This is a genomic window from Rhizobium sp. ZK1, from assembly GCF_047782645.1.
Classification (GTDB): Bacteria; Pseudomonadota; Alphaproteobacteria; order Rhizobiales; family Rhizobiaceae; genus Rhizobium.
Genome location: NZ_CP180586.1, coordinates 3145364 through 3167344 on the forward strand (window position 1 = coordinate 3145364; position 21981 = coordinate 3167344).

The following is a 21981-nucleotide window of genomic DNA, read 5'->3' on the forward strand; positions in this document are numbered from 1 at the left end:
GCATTGCAAGCACCGGCCCCGCTGGCCGGCGCCGCGGCCCCTCCTTTGCCGATGATTGGATGAAGACGATGCTCGACGCCAGAAGACAGAATACCGACACCCTGCGAACGCCCGACTGGTTCAAGACCGCAACGCGCTGGACCCAGCTCACCTTCGTGGAGGACGACCCGGAGAAATATGATCCGGCCTTCTGGGTCGACGTCTTCAAGCGCACGAAATCGAATGCGGTCTGCCTCAGCGCCGGCGGCTATATCGCCTATTATCCGAGCGAAGTGCCCTATCACTACGTAAGCAAATATCTCGGCGACAAGGACATCTTCGGCGCGCTCGTCGATGCCGCCCGCAAGCTCGACATGCATGTCATGGCCCGCGTCGACCCGCATGCGATCCATGACGATGCCGCCAAGGCTCATCCCGAATGGGTGATGATCAATGCCGACGGCACGCCGCGCCGCCACTGGGCCTATCCGGATGTCTGGGTCACCAATGCCTATGGCGATTATAACACCGTCTTCATGCCGGAAGTGGTCAAGGAGATCGTCCGCAAATACGATATCGACGCCGTCTTCGCCAATCGCTGGCAGGGCCATGGCGTCGATTACAGCGAAGACAGCGCCCGCCGCTTCAAGAATATGTTCGGCCACACCCTGCCGAAGAAGCCCGATGCCGAGGATCCGGCATGGCAGGCCTGGGTGCAATGGCGCCGCCGCGTTCTGACCGACATGATCGCCCAGTGGGACGAAGCGGTCAAAGCGATCCGTCCGCACGCGAGTTTCATCCCGAATATGGGCGGCGCCTCGCTGATGGAATTCGACCTCTCGGTCATCGCCAAACACTGCCCCTTTCTCGTCGTCGACCATCAGGGCCGCAAAGGCCTCGAGCTCGGCTGGTCCGCCGGCCGCAACGGCAAGCGCATCCGCGCCACCTTCCCCGATCGGCCTGTCGTCCTCATCACCTCGATCGGTCCTGAGGAGGAATATCGCTGGAAGGATGCTGTCACCTCGGGCGAAGAGATGCAGCTCTGGATCAACGATGGCACGGCCCATGGCCTCTATGCCTGGTTTACCAAGTTCAACGGCGTCGTGCCCGACAAGCGCTGGGTGGAACCAGTCGCCGAGGCCTTTGCGTTGCAGGCAGCCGTCGAGCCGGTGCTCGAAAGCATGCATCCGACGGCCGAAATCGCCGTCATCGATCCCTCAACCACGCTCCGCCACTGGGCGCCGGAAGAGCGACACAGCGCCGAGAAGCATGATCTCGGCTTCTACCATGCCCTCGTCGAAGCCCGCTTGCCCTTCGAGCTTGTCTCCGATCAGGTTCTGACGAAGGAAAATCTCGACCGCTTCAAGCTGATCATTCTCGCCAACGCTTCCTGCCTTTCGGATGCTCAAAACGAGGCGATCCGCGCCTATGTGGAGCGCGGCGGCAGCGTCATCGCCTCCTATGAAACCTCGCTTCGCGACGAGTTCGGCAAGAAGCGTAGCGAGTTCGGCCTCTCCGACGTGCTGGGCGCCAAATTCGTCTCCGGCCCGCGCGGCATCGTCAAGAACACCTATGTAGCGCTGTCGGGCGATCATCCCATCAATCAGGGCTATGACGGTGCCGAACGCATCATGGGCGGGACACGCCTCATCCATGCCAACCCGACCGGCAATGCGACGACGCCTTTCCTCTATGTGCCCGATTTCCCGGATCTGCCGATGGAAGAAGTCTATCCGCGCAAGGCTCCGGAAGGCGCCGGCGTTATCGCCCGTGAAACCGGCAAGGGCGGCCGCACGGTCTATATCCCCTGGAACATCGGCGAAATCTTCTGGGAAGTCTTCGCCGTCGACCATGGAAGGTTGATTGCCAATGCGGTGCGCTGGGCGCTGGGCAAGAACTCGCGCGTCACCGTCGAAGGTCCTGGCGTCATCGACATAGCGCTGCGCGAAAATGCCGAAGGCATCGCACTCAGCCTCTTCAACCTCACCAATCCGATGATGATGAAGGGGCCGATACGCGAAAATTACCCTCTGGCGGCTCAGACGGTTTCAGTGGAAATTCCTCAGGGCCAGTCGGTAGCCAAGGCCTGGCTGACGGTGTCCGACCGCGCCGCAGACTTCAGCGTCAAGGATGGTCGTGCACTGGTGGAGGTGCCGGGCATTGAACGGCTGGAGGTGTTGCACCTCACCTGGAAATGAGGTGGACGAGCCCAAGAGGAACGCTTTCGGCCTGGAGAGGCCGAAAGCGGATGGGAGATCCGAAGGAAGCGCCTGACCGGCGCTCTCAACGGGAGGAGAAACATTCCGATGCTTGGCTATATTTTCAAGCGCGTACTCTACATGATTCCGACGCTGATCGGCATGTCGCTGATCTCGTTCCTGATCATCCAGCTGCCACCGGGTGACTACCTGACCTCGATGATCGCGACGATGAGCGACAGCGGCCAAGCCGTCGATCCCGCGCAGATCGAGCGGCTGAAAGAGATCTACGGCTTCGACGATCCCTTCTACATTCAATATCTCAAATGGATGTGGGGCATCGTCAGCCGCGGTGATTTCGGCTGGTCCTTCGAATGGAACCAGCCGGTCTCCGGCCTCATCTGGGCACGCATGGGCTCGACGCTGGTCATCTCGCTATTGAGCCTTCTCTTCGTCTGGATCGTCGCCCTGCCGATCGGCATTTATTCCGCCGTGCGCCGCCACTCGATCAGCGACCACGTCTTCACCTTCTTCGGTTTTATCGGACTGGCAGTGCCGAACTTCATCCTGGCGCTGACACTGATGTATGTCGCCTATCGTTATCTCGGCCAAAGTGTCGGCGGCCTCAACTCGCCCGAATTTGCCGAGGCGCCCTGGAGCCTCGCCAAGGTCGGCGATTTCCTCGCCCATCTCTGGATACCGATCATCATCATCGGCGCGTCGGGTACGGCCGCCCTCATCCGCATCCTGCGCGCCAATCTGACGGATGAGTTGCACAAGCCCTATGTCATCACCGCGCGTGCCAAGGGATTGCCGGAATACAAGGTGATCATGAAATACCCGGTGCGCATTGCACTCAACCCCTTCGTCTCGGCGATCGGCTGGGTACTGCCGCATCTCGTCTCCGGCGTCACGATCACCGCCATCGTCCTGAATCTGCCGACCGCGGGTCCCCTGCTTTTCCGTGCGCTCGTCTCGCAGGACATGTACCTCGCCGGCAGCTTTATCCTGCTACTCTCGGCATTGACCCTCGTCGGCATGCTCCTGTCGGACCTGCTGCTTGCGCTGCTCGATCCGCGCATCCGGTTCAATTGAGGAGGCGCCGATGACGCACGAAACATTCGCAACCCATAACGGTCCCCTGCATGTCGCCGCCGACGGCCCTTCGATCAGCCCGCTGAAGCAGGGCAAGACCGTATCGACAGCAGCCATCGGTCCCTGGCGGCTGATTGCCGGCAAGCTGATCCGCCAGAAGGTGGCGATGGTCGCCGGCGTGATTATCCTGCTCCTCTATCTCATCGGTCTCTTTGCCGAATTCCTGGCGCCTTCCCTGCCCACAACCTCCAAGCCGCAATATACCTACGCGCCCCCGCAGGGCCTCAGCTTCTTCGTTACCAAGCCGGATGGCAGCTCGGAATTCAATTTCCATGTGAAAGGCTACAAGGTGGAAATCGACAAGGTGGCGCTGAGGCGCACCTTCGTAGTCGACGATAGTAAGGTCGTGCCGGTCGGTTTCTTCGTCAAGGGCCCAGCCTATTATCTATGGGGCCTGATCCCGATGACCACGCACTTCTTCGGCCCGATCAATCCTAACGATCCCATGTACCTGCTCGGCGCTGACCGCCTCGGCCGTGACGTTCTCACGCGGCTGATCTACGGCACCCGCATTTCCATGTCGATCGGCCTCGTTGGCGTCGCCATGTCACTGGTGCTCGGCGTCGTGCTCGGCTCGATCTCCGGCTTCTACGGCGGCTGGGTGGATACGCTGATCCAGCGCGTCATCGAAGTCGTCAGCGCCATGCCGACCATCCCGCTCTGGCTCGGCCTGGCCGCTGCGATCCCACTCACATGGTCGCCGGTCAACGTTTATTTCGTCATCACCATCATCGTCTCACTGCTTGGCTGGACAAGTCTTGCCCGCGAAGTGCGAGGCCGCTTCCTGGCACTGCGCAGCGAGGATTTCGTGACCGCCGCGAAACTCGACGGCTCAAGCGAAGCAAGGCTGATCTTCCGCCACATTCTGCCGTCGCTGACGAGCCATATCCTCGCCGTCGTCACACTCGCAGTGCCGACGATGATCGTTGCCGAAACCTCGCTTTCCTTCCTCGGCATCGGCCTCAAGCCGCCTGTTGTCAGCTGGGGTGTGCTGCTGCAGGACGCCCAGAACATCCGCACGGTCGCGACCGCGCCCTGGCTGCTGATCTGGCCGTCACTGGCGGTCGTCATCGCCGTCCTGTCCTTCAACTTCTTCGGTGACGGCCTGCGCGATGCGGCCGACCCCTATGACAATTGAGGAGGAAGCCATGACCGATCTTCCCGATGACGTCGTCCTCTCGGTTGAAAACCTCTCGATCGACTTCCGGCTGCGCACGCATATCCTGCACGCCGTCGAAGATGTCAGCTTCCAGCTCAAGCGCGGCCAGACGCTCTGCCTCGTCGGCGAAAGCGGCTCAGGCAAGAGCGTGACGGCCCGCTCGTTGTTGCAGATCGTCGACAAGCCCGGCACCATCGTCGGCGGCCGGATCCTCCTGCGCAATGGAAGCGAGATCACCGATATCGCCACCCTTCAGCCCGGCAGCCGCACCATGCGGGAGATCCGCGGCCGGCGTATCGGCCTTATCTTCCAGGAGCCGATGAGCTCGCTCTCACCGGTCCACACGATCGGCTCGCAGATCGTCGAGGCGATCCGCCTGCACAGCAATCTCGACAAGAAGGCGGCCCGTGCCCGCATGGTCGAGCTGCTGCGGCAGGTCGAGATCCCCAATCCCGACAAGATGGCTGATCGCTACACGTTCGAATTCTCTGGCGGCATGCGCCAGCGCGCCATGATCGCCATGGCGCTAGCAGGCAATCCTGACATCCTGATCGCCGACGAGCCCACGACCGCTCTCGACGTGACGACGCAGGCAGAAATCCTCGATCTCATCAAACGCCTGCAGGTGGAGCGCGGCATGGCGATGCTGCTCATCACCCATGATATGGGCGTGGTCGCGGAAGTGGCTGACGACGTCGCCGTCATGCGCTTCGGCCATATCGTGGAGCGCGGCTTGGTCGATACCATCTATCACGCCGCCACCCATCCCTATACGCGCCAATTGCTGGCCTCGACGGTGAAGCTCACCCATCACGTCGAAGGCAGGCTGCCGGCCATCGCGCTCTCACCGGAAGCGCCGCAGCCGATCCTGTCGGTGCGCAATCTCAGCAAGACCTTTGGTTGGCACGGCAATGCCAATACGCTGCGCGCCGTCGACGACGCCAATTTCGACCTCTATCCCGGCGAAAACCTTGGCATCGTCGGTGAAAGCGGCTCGGGTAAGACGACGCTCGGCCGCCTTATCCTGCGCACCGTGGAACCGACGACCGGTACCGTCCTCTATCGCGGCAGGGACGGCGGCGAGACCGACGTCACCAAGCTCGGCAAGAAAGAGCTTCGCAACTTCCACCGCGAAGTCCGCCTAGTCTTCCAGGATCCTTTCGCCTCGCTCAACCCACGCATGACCGTCAAAGAGGTGATCGGCGACCCGCTGATCGTCAACGGCCTTGCCAAGGGCAAGGCGCTGGAAGATCGTGTCGCCGAATTGATGCGCCTCGTCGGCCTCGATCCGATGGGCATGGAGCGCTATCCGCACGCTTTCTCGGGCGGCCAGCGCCAGCGCATCGGCATCGCCCGCTCACTCGCGCTCGATCCGCGCATCATCATCGCCGATGAAGCAACCTCGGCGCTCGACGTGTCCATCCGCAGCCAGATCCTCGACCTTCTGCTCGATATCCGCCAGCGGCTGAACCTGAGCTTCATCTTCATTTCCCACGATATTTCCGTGGTACGCTACTTCTGTGACCGCGTGGCCGTCATGCATCGCGGCAAGATCGTCGAACTCGGCGAGGCCGAACAGATCTGCACCGCGCCGCAGGAAGCCTATACGAAGAGCCTCATTTCAGCCGTTCCCAATCCCGACCCGCGCGATAAGCGCATGCTGCACCGGCATCGTTTCATCGCTACCGCCAATGCCTGAGGATGTTCCAGTGCCGAAATTCTCCGCCAATCTTTCCTTTCTCTATCAGGACCTCGCCTTCCTTGACCGTTTCGCCGCCGCCGCAAAAGACGGCTTCGGTGCGCTCGAATATCTCGGCCCCTATGCCGAACCGAAGGAAAAGGTCGCCGATGCGCTCAAGGCAAACGGCCTGAGGCAGGCGCTCTTCAACGTTCCCTCTGGCGATTGGGCCGGCGGCGAACGCGGCATTGCCTGCCTGCCGGATCGCATCGAGGAATTCCGCAACGGCATTTCGCTGGCCCTCGACTATGCCAAGGCGCTCGCCTGCCCGCAGGTCAACGTCATCTCCGGTCTCGTGCCTGATGGTGCCGATCTCGATACGCTGGAGAAGGTGCTGGTCAAGAACCTGAAATATGCCGCTGAGCGTGCTGCCGACGCCGGCGTGAAGCTGCTGATCGAGCCGATCAACTTGCGCGATATTCCCGGCTTCTTCCTGTCCAGCACCGATCATGCCGAGCGCATCCTCGACAAGGTCGGTTCCGACAATCTCTACATCCAGTATGATTTCTACCACATGCAGATCATGCAGGGCGACCTGATCCCAACCTTCATCCGGCTGAAGGACCGGATCGCCCATGTGCAGATCGCCGACAATCCCGGCCGCAACGAACCCGGCACGGGCGAGATCAATTACGGCTTCATCCTCTCCGAACTCGACCGCCTCGGCTACGACGGCTGGGTTGGCTGCGAGTACAAGCCCAAGGCCGGCACCAGCGAAGGTCTTGGCTGGATGAAACCCTATCGGAAGTGAGCGAGACATGAATATCGGTTTTATCGGACTGGGCGTCATGGGCCGCCCGATGGCGGAACACCTGATCGATGCCGGCCATACGCTGCATCTGAGCCGCGTGAAGGAAGCCTCCCAGCATCTCGTCACCAAGGGCGGCAAGGCCGCTCACAGCGCCAGGGCAGTCGCGGAAGCCGCCGACATCATCATCCTGATGCTGCCGGATACACCTGACGTCGAAGCCGTGCTCTTCGGCGATAACGGTGTTGCCTCCGGCTTGTCTGCAGGCAAGCTCGTCATCGACATGAGCTCGATCTCGCCCGTCGCCACCAAGAGCTTTGCTAAACGCATCGAAGCGTTTGACTGCGACTATCTCGATGCGCCCGTCTCCGGCGGTGAAGTCGGCGCCAAGGCCGCCTCGCTGACGATCATGGTCGGCGGCAAGGAGCAGGCCTTCGAGCGCGCCCGGCCACTCTTCGAGAAGATGGGCAAGAACATCACGCTGGTCGGCGGCATCGGCGACGGCCAGACGGCCAAGGTCGCCAACCAGATCATTGTTGGCCTGACCATCGAAGCCGTCTCCGAAGCTCTGCTCTTTGCCAAACGCGCCGGCGCCGATCCGGCCAAGGTTCGCGCCGCCCTGATGGGGGGCTTTGCTGCCTCGCGCATCCTGGAAGTTCACGGCGAACGCATGGTCAAAGAAACCTTCGATCCCGGTTTCCGCATCCGCCTGCACCGCAAGGACATGACGCTTGCCGTAGACGCCGCCCGCGCGCTTGATCTGTCGTTGCCGAACACGGCGGCCACCCAGCAGCTGATGAATGCCGCTGTTGCCAATGGCGACGGCGAACGCGACCATTCCGCCCTTATCCGCACGCTCGAACTCCTCGCCGGAGGGCCGCGCTAGATCAGGACCACCTAGAACACCCGGACGACATCTTCGATTGCCTCCTGCCGGAGCCTTTTCTCCGGACGGCGAAGCCATGTCCGGACATCGATAGAAGGACAGGACAATGCTTAGAAACGATATCCAATTCCCTTTCGGCGCCGTCTATTTTCGCAAGTCCAATCCGCCGCGCGACGATTGGGAACGCGACTACACGACGGCAGGCGAAGATGGCCTGAACATCTTCCGCCACTGGTTCATGTGGAGTGCGATCGAAGTGACCCCCGGCGTCTACGACTGGGAAGAATATGACCGCCAGCTCGATCTCGCCGCCAGGAACGGCATCAAGACTGTTATCGCCGAACTCATTCATGCCGTGCCGGACTGGGCGGTACGCAAGTATGCCGATGCACTGCAGGTCAATGCCGACGGCACCAAGCTCGGCTCCTATATGGGCGTCTCGGCTGCAACCGGCGGCTTTTCCAACAATGGCGGCGGCGCCGGTGCGCTAACTCTGAACTGCCCGGAAGTGAAGGAGGCGGCCGGCAGGTTCCTGACGGCACTCGCCACTCGCTACAAGGATCACCCGGCGATCTACGGCTATGACGTCTGGAACGAGGTCAACTATTCCGCCGATGTCGATTACAGCAGCTATGCCAAGGCCGCCTTCCGCAAATGGCTGGAGAAGAAATACGGCAGCCTGAAAGTGCTGGCCAAAGCCTGGCATCGCTACAGCTACGCCGAATGGGATGATGTCGAGCCGCCGGTCCACATGGCTCCCTATCCCGAATGCATCGACTGGCTGCAGTTCAAGCGCGACAACTTCTATGGCCAGATGCAGTGGCGTATCGATACGATCCGCGCCGTTGATCAGAAGAATGTCATCGCCGCCCACGGCATATCAGGCGCGATCCCCAACATGGCCGCCAATGGCTGCGACGACTGGCTCGCCGCCTCCAAGGTGGAAATCTACGGCTTCACCTGGATCCAGGCCCGCAAGGGTACCGAACCCTGGAAGACCTGGTATGGTGTCGATATCAACCGCGCCGCTGCTCGCGGCAAACCCTTCTGGCATGCCGAGCGCCAGGGCGGGCCGCTCTGGCTGCAGCCGCAGGTCATTGGCCGCGACAAAGAAGACGGCCGTGTCGCCGAGCCCGAGGATATCCGCATCTGGAGCATGACCTCCTTCGCTGGCGGCGCCCGCGGCGTGCTGAACCTACGCTGGCGCCCGCTACTCGACGGCCCGCTCTTCGGCGCCTTCGGCGCCTATGGCATGGACGGCAGCCGCACGCCGCGATCCGACATGCAGAGCGCCATGGCAAAGTGGGCGAACGACCCGGCGCAGAAGACACTCTGGGACGCAAAGCCGGTGCGTGGCGAAGTCGGCATTCTCGTTATCCCCGAGACGCAGGAATGGGATTATCTGCTGAATTACGACCGCAAGGAAAAGCCCTATCCGGAAGCCATGTGGGGCGCCTATCGCGCCTTCCTCGCACAGGGACTGCAGCCGGATTGGGTCCATATCGACGATATAGACGCCTACGATTTCCTCTATTTCCCCTACCCGATCATGTTTACCGCCGAACAGGCAGCACGCCTTAAGGCCTGGGTGGAAAAGGGCGGCACGCTGATTGCCGAGGCCTGCCCCGGCTATTTCGGCGACCGCGGCCATGTCGGCCAGGTGCAGCCGAATATGGGGCTCGACGAGGTCTTCGGTGCCCGCGAGGAAGAAGTGGAATTCATGCCCGATATCGGCAACCGTATCCACTTCAAGTTCGACGACTTAGCCGTCGATGGCGGCGGTCTCCTCCAGTCCTACCGCCTGACCGGCGGCACCGGCCGCGGCACGTTCGATGGCGGGCGTCTTGCCGTCGTCGAAAACCGCTTCGGCAGGGGTCGCACCCTTCTGATCGGCACCAACCCCTCGGTCGCCTTCTACCGCACCGACGGCAAGGCCAATGCCGCCTTCTTCGCCGAACTGGTGAAATGGAGCGGCAGGACACATCATGCGACGCTTTCCAATGATGCGGTCTTCGCCCGTATCCATAAGGGCGAAAAAGGCAGCTTCCTCTGGCTGGTCAATCCGACGCGCAAGCCCCAGACAACGACAGTCACGCTCGCAAACGGGAAACTGTCAGGCGGCAAGCCGGCATGGCCGGTAAACCATGCCTATAATGCCGAGCGTATCGAAGTGCCGGCCCGCGATGTCCTGATCTTGCCCCTCGCGTAACTAGCGTGCGGCAAGCTGCTCGACCCAGCCGCCTTGCGAAAGCGCGGCGCGGTCGAGTTCGCTTTCGATGCGACCGGCCTGCATCAGCACGGCCCGGTCGCACATATGCGCGACGACCCCGGGATCGTGGCTGACGAGCACGAAAGTCATGCCATGCGAGGCCTTCAGGTCGTTCAGCAGGTTCAGGATTTCGGCCTGCACCGAGACGTCGAGCGCCGAAGTCGGCTCATCGAGCAACAGCAGCCTCGGCTTCAAAAGCAGCGCGCGGGCGATCGCCACGCGCTGCCGCTGCCCTCCTGAGAGCTGGTGCGGATATCGCCCGGCTGCAGAGGCTGGCAGGCCGACTTGATCGAGTGCGATGCGCACCTCTTCCTCGATATTGCGCATACCACGCAGCGCCAACGGCTCGCCGAGAATACGGGAAATGCGATGGCGCGGATGCAGCGAGGAATAAGGATCCTGAAACACCATCTGGATGTTGGAGCGCAGCGCGCCGGTGATCTTATGTCCTGGCAGCAATTTCTCATCGAAGACCGTGATGGAGCCCTGCCAGTTGGTGTTCAACCCGGCGACAGCACGCAGCACCGTCGTCTTGCCGCAGCCGGAGGGACCGATCAGACCGAAGGTCTCGCCCGGCGCGACCTCGAAGCTAACGCCGCGTACGGCGGTAAAACCCTTACCGTCGCCCTGAAAGGTCACCGAGAGATCGGAGACGGAGAGCGCGCTCATGCCTCGCCTCCGTAAACCGGCAACCGCGTCCCGTAGGTCGCGGCCGAAGGCCGGGCAGCCCAGAGCGCCCGCGTATAATCCGATTTGGCATTGGCAAGATCGGCAGACGCCATCTGCTCCTCGATCCTGCCGTGCCGCATCACCATGACGCGATCGGCATAGCGCGAGACCTGCTGCAGATCATGACTGATGAGCAGCAGCCCCATGCCGAGCTCTTCGGTCAGCGATCGCAACAGCGTCAGGATCTGCTCCTGCAGGCCGCGATCCAGCGCCGAAGTGGGCTCGTCGGCGATCAACAGTTTCGGCCGGTTGATCAGCATGGCGGCGATCATCACGCGCTGTCCCATGCCGCCGGAAAGGGTGGCCGGATAGCTCGAATAGACGCGCTGCGGATCGGGCAGACCGACCTTGTCCAGCATATCGAACGCCCGCTCGCGCCGCTCGGCAGCAGAAAGCCTCGTATGCAGGAGCAACGCCTCTTCCACCTGCCGGCCAACCCTGTGGGCTGGGTTCAGTGAATATTTCGGATCCTGCAGGATCAGCCCGAGGCCGCTGCCGCGCAGCCTGTTCCAGCCGGATGCGGAAAGCGTCGTCAACTCCTGCCCGTCGAAGGCGAGACGCTTTGCCCTCACTTCCGCCCGACGCGGCAAAAGACCCATGATCGCCCTACCCGTCATCGACTTGCCGGAACCGGATTCGCCGACGAGCGCAACGACCTCGCGCCCGACCGAGAAGGAGATACCATCGACAACATGCACCGACCCTGCCTCCGATGGAAAGGCGATCGACAGATCCTCAACGGAAAGCAGCGGCTCAATCATGGCGCGGATCCAGGATATCGCGCAGGCCATCGGCCAGCAGGTTGAAGGCGAAGGAGGTGATCAGGATGGCAAAGCCCGGCACGGCCGCCACCCACCACTGATCGAAGATCACCTGCGTGCCCTCCGAGACCATCGAGCCCCATTCCGCCGTCGGCGGGCGCACGCCGAGACCGAGGAAACCAAGGCCGGCTGCCGCAAGAATGATACCCGAGAGATCGAGCGCCAGACGGATGATCGCCGAAGGCAGTACTAACGGCAGGATATGCCCCCAGAGCAACCGCACCCCGCGAATGCCAACCATTTCGGCCGCCGCCAGATAATCGCTGCGTCTGAGCGCCGCAGTCTCGACGCGGGCCTGGCGCGCATAGGCGGGCCAACTCGTCAGCGCCAGCGCCAGCGCGCCGTTGATCAGCCCCGGCCCCATGATGGCAACGAAGGCGAAGGCGAGCAGCAGTCGTGGAAAGGACATGACGATATCGGTCATCCGCATCAGCACGCGCTCTGTGATGCCGCCGAAGAAGCCCGAGAGAATGCCGACGAGAATGCCGAGCGGAGCCATCAGTAGCACCACGACAAGCACGAGCAACAATGTCGGCCGCGCGCCATAGATAATGCGCGAGAGAATATCCCGTCCGAAACCGTCGGTGCCCAACCAATGCGCAGAACTCGTCGGCATCAGGCGATTGGCCGTTTCCTGCAGGTTCGGATCATAGGGTGTAATCAGCGGCGCCAGTATGGCCAGCACCAGAATAAGGAGAACGACCGCGCTGCCCACCGCCGCCGAGGGCGAGCGCAGGATGCGGCGTAGGAAGGATGGACCGCCGAGCGGTGCCTGTACGATGGCGCTCATCGTTTCTTCCCAGATTCCAGCCACGCGACACCGAGATCGGTCAGCGCGTTGAGAAGCACAAAGGAAGCTCCGACGACCAACGTCGCGCCAAGAATAGCCGGCATATCACCGGCGAACATGGCCGTTGTCAGATAACGGCCGATGCCCGGCCAGGCGAAGACGGTTTCCGTCAGCACGGCACCTTCCAGCAGGCTCGCATAGGAGATGGCTATCACCGTCAGCAACGTGCCGGAGACGTTCGGCAGGATATGGACGAAGACGATGCGCCCAAGGCTCGCACCCTTGGCCCGCGCGGTCGTCACATATTCCTGCCCAAGTTCGGTCAGGATCGCGGCGCGCGTCAGCCGCGAAATCGCGGCGAGCGCATGGAAGGCAAGCACGATCGCCGGCAGCGCCAGATGCGCCAGCGCATCACGGAAAGCCCCTGCCTTGCTCGATATCCAGGTATCAACAAGCGCAAAGCCGGTGACGGTTTCGACCGCATATTGGAAGACGACATCAGCCCTGCCCGGCCCTGGCGCCCATTGAAGCCGCGCATAGAAGAGAAGCAGCATCAACAGGCCGAGCCAGAAGATCGGCACGGAATAGCCAAAGAGGGAAACGAAACGGGCGAGACCATCGACCCAGGTGCCCTGCCGCATGGCAGCGGCGATTCCAAGAGCAAGCCCGATGCCAGCGCCGAGAATGATCGCCGCGGTCGCAAGCTCGATGGTCGCCGGGAAAGTGCGGGCAATGTCCTTTGCTACCGGCTGGCCGGTCGAGATCGATTGGCCGAAATTGCCCGAAAGCGCCGTCTCGATATAGCGGAAGAACTGCACCGGTAGCGGCTGGTCGAGACCAAGCTCAACGCGCGCCTGTGCATAAGTCGACTGGCTCGCATGATCGCCGACGAGCTGCAGCGCCGGATCGATCGGTGAAAGCCGCGTCATCGTGAAGGTCACCAGCGCCAGGCTGAAGAGCGTCAGCCCAAAGGACCACAGCCACTTCGAAAGCGGCCAGACGAACGACAACTCCCGCCAGCTGTTGCGCTGGCGGGAGTTGGTCATGTCAGCATGATTGTTCGTTGCCGTTTGCGGCACTTATTTTGCTACCTTGTCGTAGTAGACCTGGTCTGCGTTCAGGCCCTGGGCATAATTCTTCACCTTGTCGCTTAGCACGACCTGATCATTGCCTTGAAGCATGAAAACGAAGGGCGAGCTTGCCTGGACCTTCTTCTGAAGATACTGATAGAGCGAAGCGCGCTTGGCCGCATCCTGCTCCTTGACGGCGGCAAGCGTTTCGTCGGTCAACTCGGGGATGACCCAGCCGGCATATTTCGCTGCGGTATTAGCCGAATTATCCTTGTTGATTGCGAAGGCGCTCGCATTGGAGTGCGGATCGAAATAGTCCGGGATCCAGTAACGCAGGGTCATCTCGAACTTGCCGGAGCGGCCGCGAGCATAGATGTCGCTCGCAACACCCGGCTGGATGTCGAGCGTGATGCCGGCCTGCGCAAAGGTCGACTGCAGCGACTGGGCGATCGACAGGAATGGCTGGTCGTTGAAGACGATGAATTCGACCTTGAACGGGGTCTTGATGCCGGCGTCGGCAAGAACCTTCTTCGCCTTCTCCACATCGAGCTTGAAGGGCGTGTCGCTGAGCGCGCCGGGGAAACCGTTCGGCAGGAAGGCCTGGTGGACGCTGCTCTGGCCGCGCAACAGGTTCTTGGAAATGCCGTCATAATCGACGAGGTAACGTGCCGCTTCCCAGAAGGCCGGGTTGCCGATCGTCGGGTTCGCCTTGCTGTTCAGCAAAATATAGTCCTGGCGGGCGGAGGGAACCGAGAGCACCTTGATGCCACTCTTGTCCTTCAGCGCTTCGATCTGGTCGGCAGACAGGCCGCGGGCGATATCGGCATCACCCTGCTCGACGAGCAGGCGGCGAGCGCCGACGTCGGGCACGTTGCGGATGATGACGCTTTCAAGCGCCGGCTTGTCGGAGGAGTTTGCATTGGCCTGCAGCACCAGAGCCTCATGCGGCGTGTAAGTGGCAATCGCGAATGCACCGCTGCCGGCCGAATTGGTCTTCAGCCAGCCATTGCCGAAATCATTGTCCTTGGCCTGCGGCGAAACCGTCTGCTCGTCGACGATGGAGGCGATCGGCGCAGTCAGCAGCGAGAGCGCAAAGCCGGAGCCAACATCAGCCGTCCAGGTGAGCTTGACGTGCTTGTCGTCGACCTTGGTGATGGCAGCATCGACATTGTTGGCCTTCCAGCCAAGTTCATTGAGGATGAAGGCCGGCGACTTGTTGAGCTTCACGGCGCGCGTCAGCGAGAAGATTACGTCTTCGGGGCGAACCGGATTGCCGGAGGCGAACTTGGCGTCGGCGAGCGCAAAGGTCAGGCTCTTGCCATCGCTGCCGGCTTCCCAGGTGGCAGCGAGTGCGGCCTCGATCTTTGTCCCGTCATCGCGGTTGGACTGCACGAGGCGCTGATAGATATTGTTGAAGGACTGAACCGTCGTCAGCTCGAAGCCTTCGGCCGGATCGAAGCTGACGGCATCGTCGATCGACTGGGCAAGGACGAGCACATTTGGCGGCGTTTCGGCGTGTACGGCCGGCGCGCTGAAAACCAGAGCCAGGCTGAAAACGGTGCCGAGCAATTTGGCGCGGCTGGTGATGATGGACATGGAAAACTCCCCTCGGGTGATGAAAAACTCAGTTGGCGCTTTCGGCAAAAGCTTCAAGCTCGGGGTCGAAATCAACCTCGACAACATTGATGTAGACGGCAGTGGCAATCATGACGCCGGCAAAGGCCACGAGATCGACGAGCACCTTGGTGTCGTAGCGCGCCTTCAGCTTGGCCCAGATATCGGCGGGAACGGCATTGGAATCGGCGACAATAGCCGCGCCAAAACGTTTAAGCAGCGATTCGGTCTCGCTCAACTCCAGAGCATCGGGGTTGAACCCGTTCTTGATCAGCGCCCGGCGAAAGAAGGTGATGGCGATATCGGACTTCAGGGCCTTGGAGATCGAGTGCGAGAAGATCCAGATTTCCCGGTCGCTGATGGCCGGATTGAGCTCGGCCCGCAGGGTAAACCATTCGGCGTAGATGCGGTGCGCCTCCGGCGAATGCAGCAGCGTCCGCTTCATGTTGGTCATGTTGCCGCGAACCCGCACTTCTTCGTCATGAGCTGCGCGAATCTCTTCGGAAGCGGTGTCGTAATCGATATGGGGAAGCTGGCTCATGCGGATTGCTCTTTCTTTGTGCGATAAAGGCTAACGACGTGGCGAGATATTGTGCAGTCCATATTCATCCAGCTTTTTCCGGTTTTGACGAAAAATATTCCGCGCATCGTAACTGGCTACAAACGAACTTTTCGCCACAGATATATCAGCATTTCCGTACTAGACGTTCTTGACATCAGCATACAAATGACACGATGAAACCGATTTGAAGCGTACATGATGGGGTGCAGAAGCCAACTCGCCGGCCCTGAACCCGCAGTGGTAGACGATCCTCACAGGCCGCCTCCGGGCGGCCTGTTTGGCGTCAAGAGGTCAGGCGCGGAAAATAGGTCGTCGGCACGATGACCGGCGGCTGGCCTGGGTGAAAATCGCCGGGATTGGCGATGAAATCCACGATATGCTCGACATAGATGCCCTTGTCGTAGCCGATCGAGGAAATCGGATAGGCATCGAAATCGGTCAGCGACAGGTTGTCGAAACCGTAGAGACGGAAGCGCGTCGGCCGGTTGGCGGGAAAATCGGCTCGGCAGACATCGAGAATGCCCATGGCCATCGCATCCGACGTGCAGAAGATCGCATCCGGGCAATCGGCGCCGGTCAGTTCCCTTGCCGCCGCATGCCCGCTCTCATAGGAATAGTCGCCTTGCACCGTGCGCACCAATTCTATGCCGTTCTTCGCGAAAGCCTGCTTGTAGAAAGCGATGCGCGCCTGCTCCATCGGCGAGGACGAACGGCCGGTAACGAGCCCCGCCCGGTCCACGCCTTTCTTCGCCGCATCGGCAACGGCTTCGGCGATGCCGATGCCCTCATCGGGAATGACAACCGGCGAAAGATCGTCATGCAGACCGTTCAGCATGACGACAAGATCGGAGCGGAACATGCGCCTCACCGTGGCCGCATCCGCAAAATCCGAAAAGACCAGCGCCGCATCGACATGGTAGGCGACGCCATTACGCAGAAATTCCTCGACGCGGGCGACCGACCCAATGCGGATCATGATGACCTGCTTGCCGATCGCCTGGATCTGGTCGAGCAACCGGTCGAAAAGGTCGAGGTCGGACAGATCATGGATGTGGTTGACGACCACGGCGACGAGATTGACCGTCTTGGTCGTCAGGCTCTGCGCCAGAAGATTCGGCTTGTAGCCAAGCCGGGCGGCCGCCTCGACCACGCGTTCACGTTTATCGGCCGAAACCGGCCGTGGCTCGTTGGAAAGCGCCCGGCTCGCAACCGCGCGCGACACTCCTGCCAGCTTTGCAACATCGGCAATCGTCGGAGCGGCATCGCGGCCAGTGTTCTGTGTCATATTCGAGCGCTTTCCAACCTGTCATGGCGTGATAGCGCACAGTCGTGCATCTTCGCTATCGGAAACTTCCGATCCTCCACTTCCACGGCACTGAAACCGATGCCAACCGGCCTTTTTCGCCGCAATGCCAGCCAGCAACTCTTGGCCGCTGGCCTCGCCTTACCTAGATTGCCATGAGAAGCAGGAGGAGCGGCATGAGCGACGATGACGGCCACGAGCATATCGACTGGCGCGAACATGGCGTGAAGGTCATCCCCGGCAATGCGCTCGATCCGAATACCGCCCAGACGCCGGGCATGAATCGCGCGACCGCCATCAACAATGCACGTGCGGGTGCGGAAAAAATCTGGGCGGGCACGGTAACGATTCATGCTAACGCCAAGACTGGCGCCCATCACCACGGCGATCTCGAAAGCATCATCTATGTGGTAAAGGGCAAGGCCCGCATGCGCTGGGGCGAAAAACTCGAATTCACCGCCGAAGCCGGCCCCGGCGATTTTATCTACGTGCCGCCCTTCGTGCCGCATCAGGAGATCAATGCCAACCGTGACGAGACGCTGGAATGCGTGGTCGTGCGTTCAGGCCAGGAACCCGTCGTCGTCAACCTCGATATCGAGCCGGTCGAAAAGCCCGAAGACGTGCCGTGGATCGACCCGATTCACCGCCACTAGGTGCAAATTTAGGCGGCGGCGAGGATCATCGCCGCGCCCTTCTCCGCCACCATCATCGTCGGCGCATTGATATTGCCGGCCGTGATGTTCGGGAAGATCGAGGCATCGACGATCCGCAGACCATTGATGCCGTGCACCTTCAGCGAAGCATCGACGACGGATGTCGTTGCATCCGGCCCCATCGCAGCCGATCCGCAGAGGTGATAGATCGAACCGGAATTGCCCCGGAAATAGGTGAGCAATTCCTCGTCAGTCTGGGCCTCTGCCGAAGGCGGCATCTCCATTTCGGTAATGGCCCGCAGCGCCGGCGCTTCCATGATCCGGCGCACCAACCGGCTGCCCTGGATCACCTCTTCCTCGTCATGGACGGTGCCGAGATAGTTCGGCCGGATCTGCGGTGCGTCCGTCAGCTCGGGAGAGATGATGTTGATAGAGCCTCGGCTCGTCGGCCGGCAGGAATTGAAAGCAAGTAGAAAGCCCGAATAGGGTTCCGGCTTCAACCCCGCCTTCGGATCGGTCGGGATGCGGTATGAGAGCGGGTTGAAATAAAGCTGGATATTCGGCCGCTCTTCCTCCGGACTGCCGCGCAGGAAGGCGCCAGCCTGATTGACGCTGAGCGCCAGCGGCCCCCGTCGCGTCAGAATATAACGCAAGGCCTGCCGCGCCTGCCCGAAGATCGTGCCGAGTTCGTCATTCAGCGTCGGCACGTTAGAGCGGTAATAGAAGCTGACGCAGAGGTGGTCCTGCAGATTCTTGCCGACCGCCGGCAGATGCCGGATCAGCGGAATGCCGAGGGATTGCAGAAGGCCACCATCGCCGATACCAGAAAGCTGCAGCAGCTTGGGCGTATCCACGGCACCGGCCGAGAGAATAACCTCCTGGCGCGCCGAATAACTGGTGATGCCACCCGGACCGATTACCTCGACACCAGTCGCGCGGGCTTCAGCATCGACGATCACCCGGCGCACCCGGCTATCGCGCAGGATCGCGAGATTGGGTCGCCCTAGCGCCGGCCGCAGATAGGCGAGCGATGAGGAGGAGCGCACGCCGTTCCGCGTGTTGATATCGTAAATGCCGGCGCCTTCGATGCTCTCGCCGTTGAAATCCGCATTCAGCGGCAGCTGCAGTTCGGCACAGGCTTCCAGGAAACAGTCGGTAATCGCATGCGACTGGCCGCGCATCGGCGTCACATGGATTGGGCCGCCACCGCCATGATATTTGCTCTCGCCGTCCGCATGCGTCTCCAGCTTGCGGAAGAAGGGCAGCACATCCTCATAGCCCCAACCGAGATTACCGGCAGCCTTCCAGTCGTCGAAATCGTCGGCGGCACCGCGCACGAAGATCATCGCATTGATGGAGCCGGAACCGCCCTGCACCTTACCGCGCGGCGCATAAATGCGCCGGCCGTTGAGCGCCGCTTCCGGCTCGCTCCAATACATCCAGTTGACCTTCGGATCGTAATAGGAGCGCGCATAGCCGACCGGAATGCGGAACCACGGGGAGCTGTCATTGCCGCCGGCTTCGATCAGCAGCACATTGTGCCTGCCGCTCTCGCTAAGGCGCGCGGCGAGAATGCAGCCGGCCGAGCCGGCGCCGACGATGATGTAATCATATGTCGTCATCTTCGTTCTCAGCCGCGGGCCGGCGCGAATGCCTTGACGTCGGCGGGCTTGTCATCCATTTGCAGATGCAGTCGCTGCCCTTCGTAGGGCGAGTGTTTTGCGACGACATCGAGATTGAGCTCCACGCCCAGTCCCGGTTCATCTGACGGGATCAGGTAGCCGTCCTCGAAGTGCAGCGGTATCTTCAGGATCTCAGCATAGAAGCCCGAGAAATCGACAATCGCTTCATGGATCAGGAAATTCGGCGAGGAAGCAGCAAGCTGAATGCTCGCCGCAGCGCCGATCGGGCCGTTGTAGAGATGCGGCGCGATCTGCGCATAATGCGCCTCCGCCATACCGGCGATCTTCTTGGATTCGAGAATGCCGCCGGCACGCGCCACGTTCATCTGCAGGATCGAGGCCGCTCCCGTTTCCAGCACGCGTTGGAACTCGTATTTCGTCGTCAGCCGTTCACCTGTTGAAATGGGGATCGAGGTCTTGCGGGCGACTTCCGCCATCGCCTCCTCCTGGCCGGGAGGCACAGGCTCCTCGAACCACAGCGGATCGTATTTCTCCAGCCGCCGCGCTAGCCGGATCGCCGAAGACGGCACCATCTGGCCATGCGCGCCGAACAGCAGATCGGCACTGTTGCCGATAGCCGCGCGGATTTTGGCGCAAAACTCTTCGCAGCGGTCCATCACCCCGAGCGACACCTGATGGCCGGAATAGGCCGTATAGGGGCCTGCCGGATCGAACTTGACGGCGGTAAAGCCCATCTCGACCATCTTCACCGCGCATTCGGCAGCAAGGTCCGGATCGTTATAGTCGTATTCGCCGGCGGCATTCTTCGGATAGAGATAGGTATAGCCGCGCAGCTTCTCATGCACGCGCCCGCCGATCAGTTTATGGACCGGCTTGCCGGCAGCCTTGCCGATAATGTCCCAGCAGGCGATCTCCAGGCCGGAGACGATACCCATCATCGTCGGGTCCGGGCGCTGGGTAAAACCGCTCGAATAGGCAAGCCGCCAGAAGCGCTCGATATCATGCGGATCATGGCCGAGCAGATAGCGCTGGAAGACGTCTTCGATCAGCGGCACGAGCGCCTGCGGATGGAAGGCGGTCGAATAGATCTCCCCGACGCCCTCGATGCCGTCAGCGGTCGTCAGTCGTACGAAGATCCAGTACATGCCGCCGATATGCGGCGGCGGGACGGCGATGACATGGGTGGAAAGCGATGCGATCTGCATGGCCGTAATCCTCAATGCTTGAGTATGACGAGGCGCGTCTGGGTGAATTCGAGCATGCCGTGCTTGCCATCGTCACCGCCGAGACCCGAGCGTTTCCAGCCGGCGTGATAGCCCTGATAGGGATCGGCCGGGAAACGGTTGACGTAGAATTCGCCGGCCTCGATCGCGTCGGAAAAGCGCATGATCGTGCGATGATTGTTGGTGAAGAGCACCGAGCTCAGACCGAACTGGTGGTCATTGGCAAGCGACAGCGCTTCCTCGGCCGTGTCGTAGGCAACAACAGGCAGCACAGGCCCGAAGACCTCTTGGGCGATGATCTCCATGTCCTGACGGCAATTGGATAGCAGCGTTGGTGGATAGAAGAAGCCCGGACCTTCAGGCAGGATGCCGCCGGCCTCGACACGCGCCCCATCCTCTACCGCCTTCAAAACAGCCTTGTGCACATTCGTCTGTGCAGACTTCGTGGCGAGCGGCCCGACGCGTGATGCATCAACCGAGCGGTCCCCGAAGGCGCGTGCGGCAAAGCCGGCCTTCAGCTTGGCAAGCAACGCGTCATGGATGGAGCGATGCACATAGACACGCTCCGGCGCGGTGCAGAGCTGTCCGCAATGATTGGTCTTGGCGGCAACGAGCTGTGCGGCAACGGCATCGAGGTCCGCATCCGGCTCGATGATGACGGGCGTCTTGCCGCCGAGTTCCAGCGACGGCTTGGCAATGTTCGCCTTGCAATAGTCAAGTACCACGTGGCCAGCCTGCAGGCTACCGGTCAGGGTAATCATCCCGACCTTGGGATGGGTGCAGAGCGTCGCCGCGACTTCATGCGACATTGTGAGGATATTGATGAGCCCGGCAGGCAGTCCTGCCTCAGCCACGGCTTCGCCAATCTCGAAAGCCGATGTCGGTGTCGAATTGCTCGGACGCACGACGACTGCATTGCCGGCGATGAGCGCCGGCGCGATCTTGCGCACCAGCGTGTACACCGGGAAATTGAAGGGTATCAGGCAGGCGACGACGCCGATCGCCTCGCGCTTCAGAAGCAGCGTCTCATTGGCATTGTCGCTCGGGATGATTTCGCCCTCGATGCGGCGCGCCCATTCGGCGTGATAGCGCATCAGTTCGGCTCCATAGATGGCCTCGCCCGTCGCGTCGGCAAGGCTCTTGCCGGATTCCAGCGCTAGCGCTGCACCGATCTTCTCCGCCCGCCGCTCAATGACAACCGCGAGCTTGCGCAGTGCGTCGCCACGCGCGATGGCCGGCAGCGCCCGCCATTCCTTCTGCGCCCTCGCCGCTGCCTCGACGGCCTCGACTGCCTCTCCGACACTCGCGGACGGCACCCTGGCGAATTGGGCTTCCGTTGCCGGATTGAGCACCGGCACCAGCGTGCCGGAAGACCGGAATTCTCCGTCGATAAAATTGCGATAATCCGTCATGACGACATCCTCAGGACAATAGCTAACTC

At 61.4% G+C, this 21981-nt stretch carries 18 protein-coding genes; 8 read left to right on the forward strand and 10 right to left on the reverse strand.

Annotation, left to right across the window (positions count from 1 at the left end):
- The first annotated feature begins 68 nt into the window (after positions 1-68).
- From ACK9YZ_RS16165 to ACK9YZ_RS16195, 7 genes are all read left to right on the forward strand, one after another.
- On the forward strand, positions 69-2177 hold the full coding sequence (locus ACK9YZ_RS16165; RefSeq protein WP_416066753.1) for a family 10 glycosylhydrolase: 2109 nt from the start codon (positions 69-71) through the stop codon (positions 2175-2177).
- Positions 2178-2285: 108 nt separating this feature from the next.
- Positions 2286-3272 (forward strand): ABC transporter permease, encoded by a 987-nt coding sequence (locus tag ACK9YZ_RS16170; RefSeq protein ID WP_037104433.1) that lies wholly within the window; start codon positions 2286-2288, stop codon positions 3270-3272.
- 10 nt (positions 3273-3282) lie between these two features.
- A complete protein-coding gene (locus ACK9YZ_RS16175) occupies positions 3283-4470 on the forward strand; it encodes an ABC transporter permease (RefSeq protein WP_416064488.1) in 1188 nt (395 codons plus the stop codon).
- Between the two features lie 10 nt (positions 4471-4480).
- A complete protein-coding gene (locus ACK9YZ_RS16180; protein WP_416064489.1) occupies positions 4481-6190 on the forward strand; it encodes an ABC transporter ATP-binding protein in 1710 nt (569 codons plus the stop codon).
- A 10-nt stretch (positions 6191-6200) separates the two neighbouring features.
- Positions 6201-6980 (forward strand): 2-oxo-tetronate isomerase, encoded by a 780-nt coding sequence (gene otnI, locus ACK9YZ_RS16185; protein WP_416064490.1) that lies wholly within the window; start codon positions 6201-6203, stop codon positions 6978-6980.
- Positions 6981-6987: 7 nt separating this feature from the next.
- Positions 6988-7863 carry a 2-hydroxy-3-oxopropionate reductase gene (locus ACK9YZ_RS16190; RefSeq protein ID WP_416064491.1) on the forward strand — a complete coding sequence of 292 codons (876 nt, stop codon included), beginning with the start codon at positions 6988-6990 and terminating at the stop codon, positions 7861-7863.
- Positions 7864-7969: 106 nt separating this feature from the next.
- Positions 7970-10072 carry a beta-galactosidase gene (locus ACK9YZ_RS16195; RefSeq protein WP_416064492.1) on the forward strand — a complete coding sequence of 701 codons (2103 nt, stop codon included), beginning with the start codon at positions 7970-7972 and terminating at the stop codon, positions 10070-10072.
- On the opposite strand, the gene ACK9YZ_RS16200 is transcribed toward ACK9YZ_RS16195, so the two are convergent.
- The 7 genes from ACK9YZ_RS16200 to ACK9YZ_RS16230 form a co-directional block, all read right to left on the reverse strand.
- On the reverse strand, positions 10073-10801 hold the full coding sequence (locus ACK9YZ_RS16200) for an ABC transporter ATP-binding protein (RefSeq protein WP_216755649.1): 729 nt from the start codon (positions 10799-10801) through the stop codon (positions 10073-10075). It lies immediately after the preceding gene.
- Positions 10798-11622: an ATP-binding cassette domain-containing protein gene (locus tag ACK9YZ_RS16205; protein ID WP_416064493.1), complete on the reverse strand. Its 825-nt coding sequence runs from the start codon at positions 11620-11622 to the stop codon at positions 10798-10800. The genes ACK9YZ_RS16200 and ACK9YZ_RS16205 overlap by 4 nt, the downstream gene beginning before the upstream one ends.
- Complete coding sequence (locus tag ACK9YZ_RS16210; protein ID WP_416064494.1) at positions 11615-12472, reverse strand: ABC transporter permease; 858 nt, start codon at positions 12470-12472, stop codon at positions 11615-11617. Before ACK9YZ_RS16210 ends, ACK9YZ_RS16205 begins: the two co-directional genes overlap by 8 nt.
- Positions 12469-13551, reverse strand: a complete 1083-nt coding sequence (locus ACK9YZ_RS16215; protein ID WP_416064495.1) for an ABC transporter permease — start codon at positions 13549-13551, stop codon at positions 12469-12471. Before ACK9YZ_RS16215 ends, ACK9YZ_RS16210 begins: the two co-directional genes overlap by 4 nt.
- A complete protein-coding gene (locus ACK9YZ_RS16220; RefSeq protein WP_416064496.1) occupies positions 13552-15138 on the reverse strand; it encodes an ABC transporter substrate-binding protein in 1587 nt (528 codons plus the stop codon). It abuts the gene before it with no gap.
- A gap of 28 nt (positions 15139-15166) precedes the next feature.
- On the reverse strand, positions 15167-15697 hold the full coding sequence (locus ACK9YZ_RS16225; RefSeq protein ID WP_416064497.1) for a hypothetical protein: 531 nt from the start codon (positions 15695-15697) through the stop codon (positions 15167-15169).
- A 304-nt stretch (positions 15698-16001) separates the two neighbouring features.
- Positions 16002-17003 carry a LacI family DNA-binding transcriptional regulator gene (locus tag ACK9YZ_RS16230; protein ID WP_416064498.1) on the reverse strand — a complete coding sequence of 334 codons (1002 nt, stop codon included), beginning with the start codon at positions 17001-17003 and terminating at the stop codon, positions 16002-16004.
- Positions 17004-17197: 194 nt separating this feature from the next.
- Here ACK9YZ_RS16230 and ACK9YZ_RS16235 point away from each other — a divergent pair, with 194 nt between their 5' ends.
- Positions 17198-17674 carry a cupin domain-containing protein gene (locus tag ACK9YZ_RS16235; RefSeq protein ID WP_416064499.1) on the forward strand — a complete coding sequence of 159 codons (477 nt, stop codon included), beginning with the start codon at positions 17198-17200 and terminating at the stop codon, positions 17672-17674.
- Positions 17675-17682: 8 nt separating this feature from the next.
- Here the strand turns inward: ACK9YZ_RS16235 and ACK9YZ_RS16240 are convergent, their stop codons facing one another.
- From ACK9YZ_RS16240 to ACK9YZ_RS16250, 3 genes are read right to left on the reverse strand one after another with little or no spacing between them, the layout of a single operon-like run.
- Positions 17683-19296 carry a GMC family oxidoreductase gene (locus tag ACK9YZ_RS16240; RefSeq protein ID WP_416064500.1) on the reverse strand — a complete coding sequence of 538 codons (1614 nt, stop codon included), beginning with the start codon at positions 19294-19296 and terminating at the stop codon, positions 17683-17685.
- 8 nt (positions 19297-19304) lie between these two features.
- Positions 19305-20522: a mandelate racemase/muconate lactonizing enzyme family protein gene (locus ACK9YZ_RS16245; protein ID WP_216755660.1), complete on the reverse strand. Its 1218-nt coding sequence runs from the start codon at positions 20520-20522 to the stop codon at positions 19305-19307.
- Between the two features lie 11 nt (positions 20523-20533).
- Positions 20534-21952: an aldehyde dehydrogenase family protein gene (locus ACK9YZ_RS16250; protein ID WP_416064501.1), complete on the reverse strand. Its 1419-nt coding sequence runs from the start codon at positions 21950-21952 to the stop codon at positions 20534-20536.
- Between the last annotated feature and the right edge of the window lie 29 nt (positions 21953-21981).

What these genes read in the sequence shown, in the direction of transcription:
- ACK9YZ_RS16245 (WP_216755660.1), bottom strand. Translation starts at nt 20,522, where the DNA reads ATGCAGATCGCATCGCTTTCCACCCATGTCATCGCCGTCCCGCCGCCG.
- ACK9YZ_RS16165 (WP_416066753.1), top strand. Translation starts at nt 69, where the DNA reads ATGCTCGACGCCAGAAGACAGAATACCGACACCCTGCGAACGCCCGAC.
- ACK9YZ_RS16230 (WP_416064498.1), bottom strand. Translation starts at nt 17,003, where the DNA reads ATGACACAGAACACTGGCCGCGATGCCGCTCCGACGATTGCCGATGTT.
- ACK9YZ_RS16225 (WP_416064497.1), bottom strand. Translation starts at nt 15,697, where the DNA reads ATGAGCCAGCTTCCCCATATCGATTACGACACCGCTTCCGAAGAGATT.
- ACK9YZ_RS16235 (WP_416064499.1), top strand. Translation starts at nt 17,198, where the DNA reads ATGAGCGACGATGACGGCCACGAGCATATCGACTGGCGCGAACATGGC.
- ACK9YZ_RS16200 (WP_216755649.1), bottom strand. Translation starts at nt 10,801, where the DNA reads ATGAGCGCGCTCTCCGTCTCCGATCTCTCGGTGACCTTTCAGGGCGAC.
- ACK9YZ_RS16210 (WP_416064494.1), bottom strand. Translation starts at nt 12,472, where the DNA reads ATGAGCGCCATCGTACAGGCACCGCTCGGCGGTCCATCCTTCCTACGC.
- ACK9YZ_RS16205 (WP_416064493.1), bottom strand. Translation starts at nt 11,622, where the DNA reads ATGATTGAGCCGCTGCTTTCCGTTGAGGATCTGTCGATCGCCTTTCCA.
- ACK9YZ_RS16180 (WP_416064489.1), top strand. Translation starts at nt 4,481, where the DNA reads ATGACCGATCTTCCCGATGACGTCGTCCTCTCGGTTGAAAACCTCTCG.
- ACK9YZ_RS16250 (WP_416064501.1), bottom strand. Translation starts at nt 21,952, where the DNA reads ATGACGGATTATCGCAATTTTATCGACGGAGAATTCCGGTCTTCCGGC.
- ACK9YZ_RS16170 (WP_037104433.1), top strand. Translation starts at nt 2,286, where the DNA reads ATGCTTGGCTATATTTTCAAGCGCGTACTCTACATGATTCCGACGCTG.
- ACK9YZ_RS16220 (WP_416064496.1), bottom strand. Translation starts at nt 15,138, where the DNA reads ATGTCCATCATCACCAGCCGCGCCAAATTGCTCGGCACCGTTTTCAGC.
- ACK9YZ_RS16175 (WP_416064488.1), top strand. Translation starts at nt 3,283, where the DNA reads ATGACGCACGAAACATTCGCAACCCATAACGGTCCCCTGCATGTCGCC.
- ACK9YZ_RS16195 (WP_416064492.1), top strand. Translation starts at nt 7,970, where the DNA reads ATGCTTAGAAACGATATCCAATTCCCTTTCGGCGCCGTCTATTTTCGC.
- ACK9YZ_RS16190 (WP_416064491.1), top strand. Translation starts at nt 6,988, where the DNA reads ATGAATATCGGTTTTATCGGACTGGGCGTCATGGGCCGCCCGATGGCG.
- ACK9YZ_RS16240 (WP_416064500.1), bottom strand. Translation starts at nt 19,296, where the DNA reads ATGACGACATATGATTACATCATCGTCGGCGCCGGCTCGGCCGGCTGC.